Raw genomic sequence first — 13982 nt, 5'->3', positions numbered from 1 at the left:
AGTTGCTTTGCAAGAACCTGGGTGTTCGTTCAGCCAATGAGCCCTCAGCACAGCATGGCCTTGGAACCCCGGTCGGCGTTTGGCTTTGTGCGTCTTTTTCCAGATGCTAAAGTCCCGCCAAAATGGAGAGGAAACGATATGCGGATTTTGATGGCAGGGATGACATTGGCTGTGCTGACACTGTCCACTCATGTGGCTTTGGCGGCGACGCCATCCGATGAGACTCTCAGCTACTGTAAAACTCTTTCTGAAATGGCCGGATCAATCATGAAGAATCGTCAGGACGAAATGCCCATGGCCGAAATGATGAAGGTCATCGCAGGAGGAGAACCCGACCTTGCTGAGCTAGGGGCAGTGATCACCAAAGATGCGTACAGCACATCGGCATTCCGTACCGCAGAAGACCAAAAAATCGCAGTAAGCGAATTTAAAGAAAAGTGGTTTTCGTTATGCGTGAAGGTAAGAAATAAAAGACAGCTCTAATTTTATTACGAAGATCAAGCCTGATTGCGGTCTTTACCTCTTTGTTGGCTCCGCTGGCGGGGTGCATGGCGCCGACGATGAATAAGGCTCGCCAGGAAGGACCGTACAGAGTGCTGACTTCGCAGAAGTCCGACGCCGCGCTGGCCAAATGCGTTCATTACGAATGGCAGAACCAGCCAATCTTCGGCGGCACGCCGGGGGCCACCCTTCAGCCAGGGCGCGACACCGGATATACGGTGTTCACCGAGGGCTCCCAGTACTTCGTTGATATCCAGCCTAAGGGCTCAGGCTCCGAGGCGAAATACTATGTGGTGGTCGGTAACTGGATCGCCAATAAAAGGCTTACCGCGCTGCAAGGCTGCCTGTAGCGGCGCACCAAACTGTTTAAGGCTCGCTTCGGCGGGCCTTTTTATTGCCCGGAGAAAAAGCATATGGCGGCACTTGCTAACAATTATCAACCTATGACAACGATTCTGCTCTATGGCCAGCTCCGGCAGTTTGGCCGGTCTTTCGTAAGCGTCCGCCGGGCCCCTAATTGCTGATCAGCCCTTCACCTGCTTCTTCAACCATTGATTAGTCCAATCGCAGTCAAAGGCAGTCGGATCAAACTCATCATCCCCAGTGCTTCGTTTTCATGACTCTCTCCATTCGTTGGGTCACCTGTATTCGTCAACACTCTGACCTCCATCTGGTTCCCTGTCGGTGAGCAGTTCGCGAAAGCGCAGAAACCAGAAGACCAGCGCTACAACACACAAGCGCCCGCAGTTTTATAGGCTTCACACCAGACTATCTTCAGCGACTCACGGCATTGAGCGTCATATTTTGTTCTGAATTTCGCAATTTTCTCTGGGGTCATTTCTCCTGATATTTCGGCTCGAAACTCATCCACTTTTTCCCAAATCACACGCCTGTTTTCTGGCGTATCTCCGATATGCCTCACAAAGGCATAGGAGGCTAGCGAGGATTGTTGTTCGCTTACATCTGGCTGGCTGCCAGATATCGAAAGCACCTCGTAGTAGGCGGCACAATGGATGTCCTCCTCGTTGGATGCCTGTGCGATAGCACTGAAAAAAACACCCCAACACAGGATTGCAATCAGTCGTGCAGTTTTTTTCCACTTCTCGATGTCCACTTACCGGCTTCCCCCTGGAGTTGAGAGCGAACTTTACCAATTATGGCGTATTGACACTACTTTCGGACTGGCCTCACACGCTCAATTCCCAGGCAAAGAAAAGCCCGCGACGGGGGGCAGGCTTAAAGGTGTTCGCCAGGCATTGGTGACAGGCCCAGATGATGAATTTGACGAGCAGGTAACCAACAGAAATTTTTTGCACGCCCCCACCATTACCGGCAGACTGATCGAAATCATTTGCACCATTCCGAAGAGGAATAATATGGATCGGCTGGCGGCGATGGAAACCTTTGTCTCTGTGTTGGAGACAGGTTCTTTTTCGGCAGCGGCCAGGCGTTTGAGCGTCGGGCAGCCTGCTGTTTCAAAGCACATCTCTCAGCTTGAAGAACACCTGGGTGTTCGCCTGCTCAGCCGCTCGACGCGCGGGTTGTCGGCCACCGAGGCGGGCGCTCTGTTCTTTGAGCACGCCAAAAAGATCATCGAGAGTTCAAACAATGCCGAGCTCGCCACGCGCGGAGCGGCGGCCGGGTTGGCGGGAACCTTGCGCGTCTCTACGACGGTGACGTTTGCCAGGCTGTACATTCTTCCCCACTTGGGTGGCTTCCTGGACATGCACCCTTTGCTTGATGTGGATGTGCGGCTCGATGACCGGTCAATGAACCTCATTGAAGAAGGCACCGATGTCGCGTTGCGGATGGGCACCCTCAGTGATTCGGGCTTCACGGCCAGAAAGATCGCCAAGTGCCAGCGACGGGTTGTCGCGACGCCGGCTTATTTCGAACGGTACGGCATACCCGAGTCGCCCGCAGACCTGGTCAATCACGAGGCGGTGATTTATGTGATCGGCGAAGGTGGGGCTTCATGGGTATTCAAGAAAGGCACCACTGAGCAGCCCGTTACCCTGAACGGTCGGGTTCGGGTGAATGCTGCCGAAGGCGTGCGCGCAACGGTATTGTCAAACCGCAGCCTGACGGTCTCATCGCACTGGGTCTTCGGACCTGAATTGGCGAGCGGCGAGGTGGTGGCGGTGCTGCAAGATTGGGAGTTGCCGCCAATGGACCTATGGGCGATTTTCCCGAACGGACGCATGGCGAGCGCCAAGGCCCGCGCGTTTGTCGACTATGTTGAGCGGTTGCTGGAAAACGAGAGCAATTAACCGACAGAGGCCGGCGATGCTCTCTATTCGATGACCCCAGGCGCTCGACTAGTCGGTTGCTGCGATCACCTGGGCGAGCTGCATGTCAGACATGAGCGGCGAGCCATAGGCCGATCGGTAGTGCCGCGAGGCTTGCTCAAACTCTGCACCGCGGATCTCCCCGTCAGAACCGATGAAGGCCAAGGCATCGCGCTTGGCTGACTTGAAAAGGTCAGGAATGCTTGAGGTGGCCGCAGTGGCCCCCGAGATAATCACCGCCGGAACGATGGTGGTGATCATCAGTGCCCCCTGGAACGGGTTGTTGTTTTCGGCTGCAATGGCCTGAGTGCCAATCAACGCCATAAAGGCGATTGCCAGCGTCTTCCATCAGTCGATGCTTCCATTGCGATCAGGGGGCGCCACTCTGGCAGAGTAGGGGGGTCACAGTTTCATCTTGAAGCCGGTATGGCTCGGCAAGAATCCCAACGACTCATAAAACCGGTGCGCATCCGGCCGGGTACGATCACAGGTCAGCTGGATCAGCACGCAGTCGCGCCGGCGTGCTTGTTCAAACGACCATTCGAAGAGACGCCGACCCAATCCGCTTCCACGCATGCGCTCGTGCATGCGTACGGCCTCGATTTGAGCTCTCCATGAGCCCAGGTGAGAGATATTGGGTATGAAAGACAGTTGCAGTGTGCCAACCACCTCTTCATCTGCCACGGCGACAACCAGAAACTGGTTGGGGTCTGCGTCGATGGCCTCGAACGCTCGTAGGTAGGCGCTCTGCAATGGAAGGCGACTATCCTCTCGAGTCGCACCTAAGGCGTCATTTGCCAGCAGCGAAACAATGGAAGGCAAGTCGTCGACAGTGGCACGTCGCAGGGTCAGGTTCGTCACAACGTTTTCCTTGGGTGTCGTGGTAAAAGAGTCACTCGGGCAACGACGTGCCCATTCAACATCACCTTTATCCACGGAGCAGCGAACCCATGTCAAACACGGCTGGCATGTTTACCCGTCAGTACTTTCACGGTACCCGCGCCCAGCTGGAGCCGGGCGAGATGATCCGCGTCGGCTACCCGTCCAACTTCACCGCCGGTACACCGCTGTCCTGGGTGTATTTCACGGGGACGCTGGATGCCGCCATCTGGGGGGCTGAGCTGGCGCTGGGCAGTGAGCGGGAACGGATTTATGTCGTGGAACCCACGGGCCCCATCATGGATGACCCCAACGTGACGGATAAGAAGTTTCCCGGCAACCCCACGCTGTCTTACCGTTCCACCGATCCGTTGCGGGTCGTGGCCGAAGTGACGAAGTGGGAAGGGCATTCGCCTGAGCGCTTGCAACAGATGAAAGACAACCTCGCCCGTATGAAGGCGCAGGGCCTCGATGTGATCATCGACTGAGGGAACCGAAGGGCGGGCAACCGCCTTTTGCGTATAGGGGCAAGAACAGTGGGGCGCCCCGTATTCCAATCCAGAATAAAAGTTAGTCCAGGCTGCCGCCTACAGGTGGCTCACCGCCTTCTTTAATCTGCCTGCTTCGACGCCAACCAGTTCGCACAGCCAGATTTACAGAAGGACATATCGATGCACAGAGTATTCCGGAAGGTCATCCTGTTCTCAGCACTTTCCCTGTTCGCAGGGGCGGTGCTTGCGCAATCTGACGACAAAACCGCATCACGCCCGAACGAAGTCACCATGGTCGATATTCCGACAAGTTCAGCCCACAAGATCACTGTCGAGCGTCGCGGCCAGATTGTATTGATTGGTATCAACCGGCCCTATATTCAGAACCGGCTTGATCCGGAAGCGTACCTGGCCCTCGCCAAGGCCTATTACGATTACGACCATGATCCGTCCCTGCGTGCCGCTGTGTTGTTCGGACACGGCGACAACTTCTCCCAAGGCCTGGACGTTGAGGGCTTCAAGGCCGTTGCCGCTTCCGGCGGAGCTACCCTCGGTGACGGGCTGATTGACCCCCTCGGCAAGAAAATGCCGGGCCTCAGCAAACCGCTGATCGTCGCGGTCCACGGCGACACGTGGAATATGGCGCATGAGCTGTTTCTGGTCGCCGACATCCGCGTCGCAGCGAACAACACCAACTTCGGCCAGGACGAAAATACCCATGGCCGTTTCCCGGGCGGTGGCTCGACCGTACGATTCGTGCGAGAAGCCGGTTGGGGCAACGCAATGCGCTACATGCTGACGGGGGATCATTGGACCGCCCGTGAGGCCTATCGCATGGGCACGGTCCAGGAGATTCCCGATCCACAGTCAGCCCTCGACAAAGCGATCGAACTGGCGAACAAAATCGCCGCCAATGGACCTTTAGGGATCAAGGCAACGCTGGTATCTGCCCATCGGGTTATCGACCCGGTGCAAACCGATGCGCTGTCCGGGTTGGATGCACAACGGGCCACGCTCTATAAATCAAAGGACTTTCAGGAAGGGCGCAAGGCCGAAGCTGAAGGGCGCCCAGCGGTCTATCAAGGCAATTAGACCGGCATCGGCAGCGCCCGGTAAGGTCGCCTGAACGGCTGCAGCAGATGAAGGACAACCGCGCCCATAGGAAGGCGCGGGGTACTCATGTCATCATCGACTGAAACCTTTCCAGCAGGTACTCCCATGCAAAACTCCCCTCCCGAAGGCTTGCCCCGCTATCGCATTCTCACCGGCAAGGACGACGCGTCCTTCTGTCACCGGGTATCTGAAGCCCTTGCGTTGGGTTACGAACTTTACGGTTCGCCAGCGGCCACCTTCAACGGCGAATACGTGGTGGTGGCGCAGGCAGTGCTTTGGAACCCTGGCAAATAACCCGCCGGCGCACCGCACCACGCCGGTGCGCCGCACCATCTGAACGCGTAAACCCCCGCACCTGCCGTCAATTGCACGGTCGTCACAGCCCCTCCATCCGCCGCCCGCTGATCCAAGCGAATCAAAGAATGAATCAGCCCAATCGAATTCGGGTGGCAGCCGACTGAGCCCGTGCCATCTGTGCCGAAACACGCCCGGCGAATACTGGTTCATTTGAATCAGTCGATTTTTTTATGGCACAGCTGTTGCAAATTCACCTGCATCTTCCGCCTTCATTCGTGGTTATGCCGATGGACCGTGACCGTCTTTGCGCCCACCTGAAACAGCAGTTCGATACGTTCCCCCGGCAGGAACGTGCGGCAGCCAGTTTCATCCTGGATAACCCGCACGAAGTCGCGGTGATGTCCATGCGTGATCTGGCACGCCTGGCCAATGTGCCGCCTTCGACCATGACCCGCCTGGCCAAGCGCGTGGGCATGGCCGGCTATGACGAGCTGCGGGAAGTGTTCATCGATTCATTGCGCGGGCATAACAGTGCTTATGGTTCCCGGGCCCACGACCTGGTGGAACTCAAGCAACGCGTCGGCGCGCACCGGGTGATTGAGGACATGGCCAACAACGCCATCGAACAGATCCAGCTGATGTGCAGCCAGGACAACCTCGAATCGATTTCCCGCGCGGTGGCGCTGCTGGCGGGGGCCCGCCAGGTCTATTGTCTGGGCATGCGCTCGTCGTTCGGCGTGGCGTTTCAGTTCTCCCACGTGGCCTCGTATTTCGCAAAGAACGTGCGCCTGGTGGAAGGCGCCGGCGAGAGCGGCGTGATGTCGATCATCAACCAGACCAGCCCGAAGGATGTCGCACTGGTGTGCAGCCTGCCGCGCTATTCCCGGCGCCTGATCACCTTGACCAATTACCTGCACCAGCAGGGTGTGCGCGTCATCGCCATCACCGACAGCGTCACGTCGCCCACCGCGCGGTTGGCGGCGGCAACCATCATTGTGAAAAACCAGACCCCGTCCTTCTACGACACCATCGTCCCGGCCATGTTGGTCAGCGAAATCCTGGTGGCGTTGATGTCGGCCAGCTCCAGCCAGAACACCGAAGCCTCGGTCACCCACACCGAAGAACAGCTGCTGAGCCTCGGCGAGTGGTGGGACCTTGGGTGAACGGTCGATCGCCTTAACCTGCCGCTGTTTTCGAATCCTGAGCCGTTTAATCCTTGGAGCACCCGCATGAACCTGAACCCGCGCCAGCCGTTTAAGACAACCCTCCTCGTGACCGCCCTCTGCGCTGTGTTTTCCAGCCCGTTTGTGCAGGCCGGGGATGCGCTCAAGCACATTCTTGACAGCAAAGAGCTGCGGGTGGCCGTGCCGGTGGACTACCCGCCGTACGGTTACGTGGGCCCCGACATGATGCCCCAGGGCCTGGACATCGACGTGGCCAACCTGATGGCGAACAAGCTGGGGGTGAAGCTTGAGCTGGTGCCGGTGACGGCGCCGAACCGGGTGGCCTACATCCAGTCAGGCAAGGCCGACTTCACGATCTCGTCCCTCGGCAAGACCCCCGAGCGCGAGAAGGTAATCGACTACAGCATCGCCTATTCGCCGTTCTTCGACGCGGTGTTTGGGGCCACGGGGTTACCGGTCAAATCCCTGGCCGACATGGCCGGCAAGTCAGTGTCGGTGACCCGCGGCTCGATGCAGGACCGTGAGCTGACCGACACCGCGCCACTGGCCGTGGCCAAGCGTTTCGAGGACAACAACAGCACCATTTCCGCGTTCATGTCGGGCCAGACCCAAATGGTTGCCATCGGCACCACCGTCGCGGCCTCCCTCAAGCAGAAAAACCCGAACCTGGATATCGCCCTCAAGGTGGTGCTGTCCAACTCGCCGAACTACATCGGCATGAACAAGGATCAGCCTGAGCTGCGGGCCAAGGTCAACGAGATCATTCGGGCGGCCAAGGCGGACGGGACGCTGGACGCGATTTCACAAAAATGGCTGGGCGCCCCGGCCGGTGAGCTTCCAGAGTAACCATGAGCGACCTTACCCCAACCCTCGTTGCGCTCTCGCGCTGGAGCTCGACCGTGCGCCTTGCGCAAGTGCCGCCTGCGGTGCGGCACGCGGCCAAGCGCTGCCTGATCGATACCCTGGGGGTCACGCTGGCGGGCAGTCACAGTGATGTGGCGACCCAGGCGCGAACCATCAGCCTCGCCGTCAGCGCCGCCGGTCATTCAGGGTTGCCGGGGCATGTCCAACGCCTCAGCGCGCCGGCAGCGGCCTTCGTCAACGCGACGGCCGGGCACGCGCTGGATTTTGACGACAACTGCTACCCGGGCGTGGTCCATGGTTCGGTGGTGATCCTGCCGGCGGCCCTGGCCGTGGCGCAGATGCGCGACCTGGATGGCGCGGCGCTGTTGACGGCGTTTGTGGTGGGGGCGGAGTGTGAATACGCGCTGGCCAAGGCGTTGACGGGGCAGCTCTATGAGCGCCGCTGGTGGACCACCGGGTTGCTCGGTGTGGTGGGCGCCTGCGCCGCGGCGTGCCACGCCCTCGGGCTCGATGCCGAACGTACCGCCTCGGCGCTGGGGATTGCCCTGTGCACCACGGCCGCCATGAAAGCCGGTTTCGGCACCGACGCCAAGGCCCTGATGGCCGGGCGTACCAGCGAGGCCGGCGTAATGGCCGCGTTGCTGGCGGAGCAGGGCAGTCGCGGGCCGGTGGACCTCGTCGAACATGCCAATGGCCTGGCGGCGATGTTCAACGCGGGCGTGCTCAAGGCGCTGCCACTGCCCGGTGTTCACTGGAGCCTGCTGGACCCGGGCGTCGACATAAAACGCCTCCCGCTGTGCCTGTCATCCCATGCCGCGGTGGATGCGTTAAAGGACATGCTCGAGAGCGGCGCGGTCGCGGTCACGGAGATTGCCGACATCCTCTGCGACGTCCCGCCCATCGTGATCCAGAACCTGACCCACGCCTTGCCCACCCAGCGCCAGCAAGCGCAATTCAGCATGCCCTTCGCCATGGCCGGCACGTGCCTGCTGGGAGACATCACCCTCGCCGCGCTGACGCCGCAAACCATCAACCGCCCGGACATGCAGCGCCTGATGCAGCGGGTGCGCATGCACAGTAGCGAACGCTGGAACACCGCACTGATGGAACAAGCCCCTGAAGGCGCATGGGTCAAGGTGGTGCGCACTGACGGCAGCTGCGTCGAACGGTTCTGCGCAAGGCCCCTCGGCTCGGCGGCCAACCCGCTGTCCCAGGCGCAACTGCGGGACAAGTTCATGGCCTGCGCCACCCTGGCAATGCCCGCCGCGCAAGCCCAGGCACTGCTTGAACACCTGGAACAGCTGGAGCGTATCCCCCGGGTACGCCACCTTCTGCCTGACTCACATGCGCTGGAGCAGAGCGACTCATGACACTGGATTTTTCTGTGGTACTGACCCAATGGCCGCTGTTGCTCAACGGGTTGCTGTTGACGGTGTGCCTCACGCTGTTGTCCGCGGTGTTCGGCACGGCCCTGGGTATCGCCTGCGGCGTGGTGCGCAGCAAAGGCCCCGGCTGGGCGCGCTGGACCGTGGGGCTGTACGTCGAGCTGATCCGCAATACCCCGTTCATCATTCAGTTGTTCTTCATCTTCTTCGGGCTGCCGGCCCTGGGGCTGAAAATGACGGCACTGGCCGCCGCGATCCTGGCCAACGTGATCAACCTGGCGGCCTATGTCAGCGAAATTGCCCGCTCGGGCATCGAGGCCACGCCCGATGGGCAAATCGAAGCGGCGCAAAGCCTGGCGCTGGACCGCTGGCAGATTTTTTCCAGGGTGATCCTGCCACCGGCGCTCAAGCGGGTGTGGCCGGCACTGGTGGGCCAAATGGTCATCATCATGCTCGGCTCGGCCGTGTGCAGCCAGATCTCCACCGAAGAGCTGACCTACGCCGCCAACCAGATCGCCAGCAACTCGTTCCGTAATTTCGAAACCTACATCGTGGTGGCGGGCTTGTACCTGCTGCTGGCCATCGCCTTGCGCCGCCTGCTGAACTGGGTCGGCCCGCGTTTTATCTTCGGTCGCTGAGGGAAAACCCATGTTCGAATTCACCGCCTGGGATATCGCCCGCAACCTGTTATTGGCCATGCGCTGGACCATTGGCCTGTCGCTGATCGCGTTTATCGGCGGGGGCTTGGTTGGGGCGCTGCTGGTGGTCATGCGCCTGACCGGCAACCGCCTGGTGCGCGGGCTGGTGATGCTGTACGTGCAGTTGTTCCAGGGCACGCCGCTGCTGTTGCAATTGTTCCTGGTGTATTTCGGCCTGGCCATGTTCGGTGTCAGAACCACGCCGTTGGTGGCCGCGTCGGTGTGCCTGACCCTGTACGCCAGCGCCTACCTCACCGAGATCTGGCGGGGCAGCGTCGAGTCCGTGCACCTCGGCCAATGGGAAGCCTCCGCCAGCCTGGCGCTGAGCTTCAGCGAGCAGATGCGCTACGTGATTCTGCCCCAGGCGATGCGCGCCGGCATTGCGCCCACCGTCGGCTTCATGGTGCAGGTGGTCAAGGCGACGGCGCTGACCTCGGTCATCGGGTTTGTCGAAATGACCCGCGCCGGCCAGATCATCACCAATGCCACGTTCCAACCCTTTCTTATCTATGGCTCGGTCGCGCTGATGTACTTCGCGCTGTGCTTTCCGCTGTCGTGGTACAGCCGCGTACTTGAACAGAAACTTCGCCGATAGGGGCTTGCCGATATGAATCCGTCCCACACCCATGACCCCAGGGCCGAGTTTGCCTTGGTGGATATCCGCGGCCTGCGCAAACGCTTTGGCAGCAACGAAGTGCTCAAGGGCGTCGACCTGCAGATCGCCCGCAAGGAAGTGGTTTGCATCATCGGCAAGAGCGGCTCGGGCAAAAGCACGCTGCTGCGTTGCCTGAACGGCCTTGAAGCCTTCCAGGAAGGCAGCGTGGTGGTCGATGGCCAACCGATCCGCCACGACGACCGCCAAGCCATGCGCGAGCTGCGCCAGAACGTCGGGATGATCTTCCAGGGGTTCAATCTGTTCCCGCACCTGACTGCCGGGCAGAACGTGATGCTCGCCCCGCGCCTGGTGCAGAAAGCCTCCCGTGCCGGGGCCGAACAGCAGGCGCGCAAATTGCTCGATCGGGTGGGGCTGGGGGACCGTTTTGAAGCCTTCCCCGACCAGCTTTCCGGTGGCCAGCAACAGCGCGTGGCGATCGCCCGTTCCCTGGCGATGAACCCCCACGTATTGCTCTGCGACGAGATCACCTCGGCCCTCGACCCTGAGCTGGTGGGCGAGGTGCTGAACGTCGTCGAAGGGCTGGCCGGGGAGGGCATGACGCTGATCATGGTCACCCACGAAATGGCCTTTGCGCGGCGGGTCAGCGACCGGGTGATTTTTATGCATCAAGGCCTGGTTCATGAAGCCGGCGACCCCGAGACCCTGTTCACCGCCCCGAAAACCGCTGAGTTGCGACGCTTCCTGTCCATGGAAGGTTGATCACCCGGCCCGAGATTTCACGCGTTTGTCCTGCCTTCCCACTGCCCGTTCAGGAGACACCCATGGATTTCCCATTGACTGTACCGCCCTCGAAAAAACACCAGAGCTTCCTGTGGTCGCCGATCTGTACCGACCTCGACCAGCTTGATGCTCACGTCGCGATTATCGGCATGCCCTTCGGCAAGGCCTACGTGGCCGAGCACATCACCAATGACCAAAGCCGGGCGCCGGATGCCATCCGCGCCATGAGCGACCGTATCTGCCGCGCGTTGCACCATTACGACTTCGACGTGGGCGGCCCGATCTACGACAACCGTGCGTTGAAAGTCGTCGACTGCGGCAACGTGCCCGCCGACCCCAGCGACCTCAGCAGCCATGGCCTGCGGGCCGAGCAGGCGGTACGCAAGATCCTCGGCGCGGGCGCCATGCCGATTGTGCTGGGGGGCGATCACAGCATCCCGATCCCGATCCTGCGGGCCTATGAAGGGCGGGGGCCGATCACCCTTATCCACATCGACGCGCACCTGGATTGGCGGGATGAAATCAACGGCGTGCGCGACGGCCTGTCGAGCCCGATCCGCCGTGCCTCCGAGATGGAACACATCAGCGAAATCTTCCAGATTGGCCTGCGGGCCCAGGGCAGTGGCCGGCAGACAGATTTCCAGGCCGCGGTGGACTACGGCGCGCACCTGATCACCGCTTATGAGGTGCATGACAACGGCATGCAATCGGTGCTCGACCGCATTCCCGACAACGGCAACTACTACCTGACCATTGATGCCGATGGCCTCGACCCGTCGATCATGCCGGGGGTCGCCGGCCCTGCACTGGGGGGCATCACCTACGTGCAAATGCGCAAGCTGATTCATGGATTGGTCAACAAAGGCAAGGTGGTGGGCATGGACATCGTCGAGATCACCCCGACGACAGACGTCAATAACATCAGTTGCATCACGGCCGGCCGGTTGATCGTCAACCTGATCGGCGCCGCCGTGCGCGCGGATTATTTCGACGCGCCGCCGCTGTGATACCGAGCCGTTTCCGGGTCCGGAAACGGCGTCTCTCAATCATTTTTCGTGTCGATAAAGCCAGGTCATTCATGCCCACTCATACGCGTATCCGGATGTTCAACACCAAGGACACTTACCCCAATCAGTCGCTGGACAACGACCTCTGCCAGGCCGTTCGCGCCGGCAATACGGTGTACGTCAGGGGCCAGTTGGGCACCGACTTCGACGGCAACCTGATCGGCCTGGGCGATGCCCGGGCGCAGGCCGAACAGGCGATGAAAAACGTCAAGCAACTGCTGGAGGAAGCGGGCAGCCAGTTGCAGGACATTGTGAAAATCACCATTTACCTGATCGACCCGCGCTACCGGGAAGAGGTGTACCAGGTCGTCGGTCAATGGCTCAAGGGCGTGTTCCCGATCTCCACCGGGTTGGTGGTGTCTGCGTTGGGCCAGCCGCAATGGTTGATGGAAATCGACGTGATTGCGGTGATTCCCGGCTGAGCAGGGACATGGCCAACCACTTTCGGGATGATCACCGCCAGCCCGGGCATTACTGCGGTTAACGCGTTAAAGTAATTCGCGCAAGCGCCGATGTATTCAGATCAATACCGGAATTGGACATTCAGCATGATAACTAACGTGAGCAGTGCCGCTTCAGTCCCCGTCAGCCCAAGCACCACCCCTGCGGCTGATAGCACCAAGACTGAAGCCTCTGGAACCGCCAGTGTCAGCCCGGGCACCGATGCTAAAAGTTCACCTGCCGCAGGGGCGGGCCAGGCGACCTCGACTTCCCAGGACTCCGATGCCGTCAAGGCACTGAAGAAGCAAATTGCGGAGTTGCAAAAGCAGCTTCAAGAGCAGCAGCAAAACATGCAAAAAGCCCAGGCCAGCCACCAAAGCGCGGATGCCAAGGCAGCCGCGGTGACAGCGGCACAGGCGCAGATCGCGTCGACGGCGGCGGCCTTGCAGTCGGCTACCGCCGCGTTGTTGCAGGCCCTCACGTCCGAGGGTGGAAGCAGTAGCGGCTCAATGGTCAGCACCACCGCCTGAGACGCAGCATCGCTCGCCAGGGGCAAATCCCAGGCAAAGAAAAGCCCGCGATGGGGAGCGCGGGCTTAAAGGTTTTCACCAGGAGCTGAGGTGACCATAAGCGCCCGACTGTGAAAGAGTCGTGAAAGGGCGCCCACTGCACTCATTTCAGTAAGCGCCCGCAGCCGCCTTTGCACCGCTGACGATGGCGATCCCGGAACTGCTGCCCAACCGGGTGGCGCCGGCTTCGATCATGGCCTGGGCTGTCGCCAGGTCGCGCACGCCGCCTGAAGCCTTCACGCCGATCTGCCCACCCACCACGCCACGCATCAGGCGCACATCCGCCAACGTCGCGCCGCCATGGCCAAAGCCGGTGGAGGTCTTGACGAATGCCACGTTCAGCTCGCGGCAGACGGTGCAGGCGTCGGTTTTCTGTTGATCATCCAGCAAGCCGGTTTCGAGGATGACTTTCAGCGGCACCGCGCCGCAGGCCGCCAGTACCTGGGCAATATCGTCGCGAACCTGATCCAGCAGGCCGTCCTTCAGCCAGCCGATGTTCAGCACCATGTCGATCTCGCCGGCACCGGCCTCGATCGCCAGCTTTGCTTCATACGCCTTGGCTGCACTCAAGCCCGCACCCAGGGGGAAACCCACCACGGCACACACCAGCGGGGTGGCGTCGCGCAGGCACTCGGCGGCCAGGGGCACGTTGGCACTGTTGACGCACACGGACTTGAAGCCATGCTCGCGCGCCTCGGCGCACAGTTGGCGAATGCTCGCCCGGGAAGCATCGGCGGCCAGCAGGGTGTGATCGATATAGGCCGCGAGCGGCAACGGGTCAGTCGGCATGGCAAGTGTCCTGTCAGGAT

At 60.5% G+C, this 13982-nt stretch carries 19 protein-coding genes and 1 pseudogene; 16 read left to right on the top strand and 4 right to left on the bottom strand.

Translation table 11 applies throughout. The features are described from left to right. The first annotated feature begins 54 nt into the window (after positions 1-54). From HX855_RS02155 to HX855_RS33130, 3 genes and pseudogenes are all read left to right on the top strand, one after another. Positions 55-483: a hypothetical protein gene (locus HX855_RS02155; RefSeq protein WP_178947989.1), complete on the top strand. Its 429-nt coding sequence runs from the start codon at positions 55-57 to the stop codon at positions 481-483. A 110-nt stretch (positions 484-593) separates the two neighbouring features. Then, complete coding sequence (locus tag HX855_RS02150; protein ID WP_256352979.1) at positions 594-851, top strand: hypothetical protein; 258 nt, start codon at positions 594-596, stop codon at positions 849-851. Positions 852-914: 63 nt separating this feature from the next. Further along, positions 915-1016: pseudogene (locus tag HX855_RS33130) on the top strand (tail assembly protein); the annotation flags it as partial. 209 nt (positions 1017-1225) lie between these two features. Here the strand turns inward: HX855_RS33130 and HX855_RS02145 are convergent. Beyond that, positions 1226-1615, bottom strand: coding sequence for a hypothetical protein (locus HX855_RS02145; protein WP_177085159.1), 390 nt, complete (start codon positions 1613-1615; stop codon positions 1226-1228). Between the two features lie 262 nt (positions 1616-1877). Here HX855_RS02145 and HX855_RS02140 point away from each other — a divergent pair, with 262 nt between their 5' ends. Beyond that, positions 1878-2771 (top strand): LysR family transcriptional regulator, encoded by an 894-nt coding sequence (locus HX855_RS02140; RefSeq protein ID WP_177085667.1) that lies wholly within the window; start codon positions 1878-1880, stop codon positions 2769-2771. A gap of 48 nt (positions 2772-2819) precedes the next feature. Here HX855_RS02140 and HX855_RS02135 read toward each other — a convergent pair whose 3' ends face one another. Both HX855_RS02135 and HX855_RS02130 read right to left on the bottom strand, forming a co-directional pair. Next, positions 2820-3113 carry a DUF2388 domain-containing protein gene (locus tag HX855_RS02135; RefSeq protein ID WP_177085157.1) on the bottom strand — a complete coding sequence of 98 codons (294 nt, stop codon included), beginning with the start codon at positions 3111-3113 and terminating at the stop codon, positions 2820-2822. A gap of 78 nt (positions 3114-3191) precedes the next feature. Beyond that, the gene (locus tag HX855_RS02130) at positions 3192-3650 is read right to left on the bottom strand and encodes a GNAT family N-acetyltransferase (protein WP_177085155.1); all 459 of its coding nucleotides are present in this window, start codon (positions 3648-3650) and stop codon (positions 3192-3194) included. Between the two features lie 89 nt (positions 3651-3739). On the opposite strand from HX855_RS02130, the gene arr reads away from it, so the two are divergent. The 12 genes from arr to HX855_RS02070 all read left to right on the top strand — a co-directional run bounded on the left by arr (position 3740) and on the right by HX855_RS02070 (position 13134). Further along, positions 3740-4156 (top strand): NAD(+)--rifampin ADP-ribosyltransferase, encoded by a 417-nt coding sequence (gene arr / locus HX855_RS02125; protein ID WP_177085153.1) that lies wholly within the window; start codon positions 3740-3742, stop codon positions 4154-4156. Positions 4157-4339: 183 nt separating this feature from the next. Next, positions 4340-5251 (top strand): crotonase/enoyl-CoA hydratase family protein, encoded by a 912-nt coding sequence (locus tag HX855_RS02120; RefSeq protein ID WP_177085151.1) that lies wholly within the window; start codon positions 4340-4342, stop codon positions 5249-5251. Between the two features lie 126 nt (positions 5252-5377). Then, positions 5378-5566: a DUF1737 domain-containing protein gene (locus tag HX855_RS02115; protein ID WP_177085149.1), complete on the top strand. Its 189-nt coding sequence runs from the start codon at positions 5378-5380 to the stop codon at positions 5564-5566. 290 nt (positions 5567-5856) lie between these two features. Continuing rightward, positions 5857-6732, top strand: a complete 876-nt coding sequence (locus HX855_RS02110) for a MurR/RpiR family transcriptional regulator (protein ID WP_177085147.1) — start codon at positions 5857-5859, stop codon at positions 6730-6732. A 66-nt stretch (positions 6733-6798) separates the two neighbouring features. Beyond that, positions 6799-7599 carry a transporter substrate-binding domain-containing protein gene (locus HX855_RS02105; RefSeq protein ID WP_177085145.1) on the top strand — a complete coding sequence of 267 codons (801 nt, stop codon included), beginning with the start codon at positions 6799-6801 and terminating at the stop codon, positions 7597-7599. Between the two features lie 2 nt (positions 7600-7601). Beyond that, the gene (locus HX855_RS02100) at positions 7602-8987 is read left to right on the top strand and encodes an MmgE/PrpD family protein (RefSeq protein WP_177085143.1); all 1386 of its coding nucleotides are present in this window, start codon (positions 7602-7604) and stop codon (positions 8985-8987) included. Further along, positions 8984-9640: an amino acid ABC transporter permease gene (locus HX855_RS02095; RefSeq protein WP_177085141.1), complete on the top strand. Its 657-nt coding sequence runs from the start codon at positions 8984-8986 to the stop codon at positions 9638-9640. The genes HX855_RS02100 and HX855_RS02095 overlap by 4 nt, the downstream gene beginning before the upstream one ends. A 10-nt stretch (positions 9641-9650) precedes the next feature. Further along, positions 9651-10295 (top strand): amino acid ABC transporter permease, encoded by a 645-nt coding sequence (locus HX855_RS02090; RefSeq protein ID WP_177085138.1) that lies wholly within the window; start codon positions 9651-9653, stop codon positions 10293-10295. Between the two features lie 12 nt (positions 10296-10307). After that, entirely contained in the window at positions 10308-11075 is a 768-nt protein-coding gene (locus HX855_RS02085) for an amino acid ABC transporter ATP-binding protein (protein WP_305729403.1), read from the top strand. 62 nt (positions 11076-11137) lie between these two features. Next, positions 11138-12103 carry an agmatinase gene (locus tag HX855_RS02080; protein WP_177085136.1) on the top strand — a complete coding sequence of 322 codons (966 nt, stop codon included), beginning with the start codon at positions 11138-11140 and terminating at the stop codon, positions 12101-12103. Between the two features lie 71 nt (positions 12104-12174). Beyond that, positions 12175-12585 carry a RidA family protein gene (locus tag HX855_RS02075; RefSeq protein WP_177085134.1) on the top strand — a complete coding sequence of 137 codons (411 nt, stop codon included), beginning with the start codon at positions 12175-12177 and terminating at the stop codon, positions 12583-12585. A gap of 126 nt (positions 12586-12711) precedes the next feature. After that, entirely contained in the window at positions 12712-13134 is a 423-nt protein-coding gene (locus tag HX855_RS02070; protein ID WP_177085132.1) for a hypothetical protein, read from the top strand. A 147-nt stretch (positions 13135-13281) separates the two neighbouring features. Here HX855_RS02070 and deoC read toward each other — a convergent pair whose 3' ends face one another. Continuing rightward, entirely contained in the window at positions 13282-13962 is a 681-nt protein-coding gene (gene deoC, locus HX855_RS02065) for a deoxyribose-phosphate aldolase (protein ID WP_177085130.1), read from the bottom strand. Between the last annotated feature and the right edge of the window lie 20 nt (positions 13963-13982).

This window comes from Pseudomonas sp. IPO3778, from assembly GCF_013386825.1.
Taxonomy (GTDB): Bacteria; Pseudomonadota; Gammaproteobacteria; order Pseudomonadales; family Pseudomonadaceae; genus Aquipseudomonas.
This window is presented reverse-complemented; position numbering and strand designations above follow the sequence as displayed.

Coding starts and splice junctions, on each gene's coding strand:
- HX855_RS02155 (WP_178947989.1), top strand. CDS start 55: ATGGCCTTGGAACCCCGGTCGGCGTTTGGCTTTGTGCGTCTTTTTCCA.
- HX855_RS02140 (WP_177085667.1), top strand. CDS start 1,878: ATGGATCGGCTGGCGGCGATGGAAACCTTTGTCTCTGTGTTGGAGACA.
- HX855_RS02135 (WP_177085157.1), bottom strand. CDS start 3,113: ATGGCGTTGATTGGCACTCAGGCCATTGCAGCCGAAAACAACAACCCG.
- arr (WP_177085153.1), top strand. CDS start 3,740: ATGTCAAACACGGCTGGCATGTTTACCCGTCAGTACTTTCACGGTACC.
- HX855_RS02120 (WP_177085151.1), top strand. CDS start 4,340: ATGCACAGAGTATTCCGGAAGGTCATCCTGTTCTCAGCACTTTCCCTG.
- HX855_RS02115 (WP_177085149.1), top strand. CDS start 5,378: ATGCAAAACTCCCCTCCCGAAGGCTTGCCCCGCTATCGCATTCTCACC.
- HX855_RS02110 (WP_177085147.1), top strand. CDS start 5,857: ATGGACCGTGACCGTCTTTGCGCCCACCTGAAACAGCAGTTCGATACG.
- HX855_RS02105 (WP_177085145.1), top strand. CDS start 6,799: ATGAACCTGAACCCGCGCCAGCCGTTTAAGACAACCCTCCTCGTGACC.
- HX855_RS02100 (WP_177085143.1), top strand. CDS start 7,602: ATGAGCGACCTTACCCCAACCCTCGTTGCGCTCTCGCGCTGGAGCTCG.
- HX855_RS02095 (WP_177085141.1), top strand. CDS start 8,984: ATGACACTGGATTTTTCTGTGGTACTGACCCAATGGCCGCTGTTGCTC.
- HX855_RS02090 (WP_177085138.1), top strand. CDS start 9,651: ATGTTCGAATTCACCGCCTGGGATATCGCCCGCAACCTGTTATTGGCC.
- HX855_RS02085 (WP_305729403.1), top strand. CDS start 10,308: ATGAATCCGTCCCACACCCATGACCCCAGGGCCGAGTTTGCCTTGGTG.
- HX855_RS02080 (WP_177085136.1), top strand. CDS start 11,138: ATGGATTTCCCATTGACTGTACCGCCCTCGAAAAAACACCAGAGCTTC.
- HX855_RS02075 (WP_177085134.1), top strand. CDS start 12,175: ATGCCCACTCATACGCGTATCCGGATGTTCAACACCAAGGACACTTAC.
- HX855_RS02070 (WP_177085132.1), top strand. CDS start 12,712: ATGATAACTAACGTGAGCAGTGCCGCTTCAGTCCCCGTCAGCCCAAGC.
- deoC (WP_177085130.1), bottom strand. CDS start 13,962: ATGCCGACTGACCCGTTGCCGCTCGCGGCCTATATCGATCACACCCTG.